Genomic DNA, 714 nt, shown 5'->3' with positions numbered 1-714 from the left:
AATATGCTTTGCCTACTTACTATATTGTTGCTCCTGCAGAAGCTTCATCAAATCTAGCAAGATATGATGGTGTAAGATATGGCTACAGATCACAAAAAGGAAAAGATTTAATTGAAATGTATGAAAACACTAGATCAGAAGGATTTGGTGATGAAGTAAAGAGAAGAATATTAATAGGCACTTATGTTTTATCTTCTGGTTATTACGATGCCTATTATTTAAAAGCCCAAAAAGTAAGACAATTAATAAAAAAAGATTTTGATGATAGTTTTACAAAAGTTGATGCTATTTTAACACCTTCAACACCAAGCTCAGCATTTAAGATAGGAGAAAAAACTAATGATCCTGTATCAATGTATCTAAATGATATTTTTACGGTACCTGTAAATTTAGCTGGATTACCAGCCTTATCTCTACCTGCTGGATTAGATAAACAGGGCTACCCACTTGGTTTACAATTGATAGGTAAAGCTTTAGATGAGCAAAAAATTCTTAATATTGGTTACGCATTCGAGAAGAATTGTGGTTATAAAAATGAAATTAAAAAGTGGTGGTCATGAGCAAAGAAAAATTTGATTATTTTATAAATGGTGAGAAAGGGAAGTATGAAGTAGTTATAGGTTTAGAAGTTCATGCTCAAGTCCTTTCTAATTCAAAACTTTTTTCAGGCTCCTCAACTAAATTCGGAGCTGATCCTAACAAACAAGTAAGTTT

Annotated in this window: 1 protein-coding gene and 1 pseudogene; both read left to right on the top strand. The window is 31.7% G+C overall.

Annotated elements, in window-relative coordinates:
- Nucleotides 1-560, top strand: a 560-nt coding sequence (locus tag AMN78_RS04015; RefSeq protein WP_256997716.1) for an amidase family protein, incomplete at its 5' end; no start/stop codon positions are given.
- Nucleotides 557-714 (top strand): annotated as a pseudogene (gene gatB / locus AMN78_RS04115) (Asp-tRNA(Asn)/Glu-tRNA(Gln) amidotransferase subunit GatB); the annotation flags it as partial. The gene AMN78_RS04015 and the pseudogene gatB, both read left to right, overlap by 4 nt.

It is taken from the genome of Candidatus Pelagibacter communis, assembly GCF_001179945.1.
Classification (GTDB): Bacteria; Pseudomonadota; Alphaproteobacteria; order Pelagibacterales; family Pelagibacteraceae; genus Pelagilacustribacter; species Pelagilacustribacter ubique_A.
The sequence above is the reverse complement of the archived record's forward strand: the minus strand, read 5'-3'. Positions and strand labels throughout refer to the sequence as shown.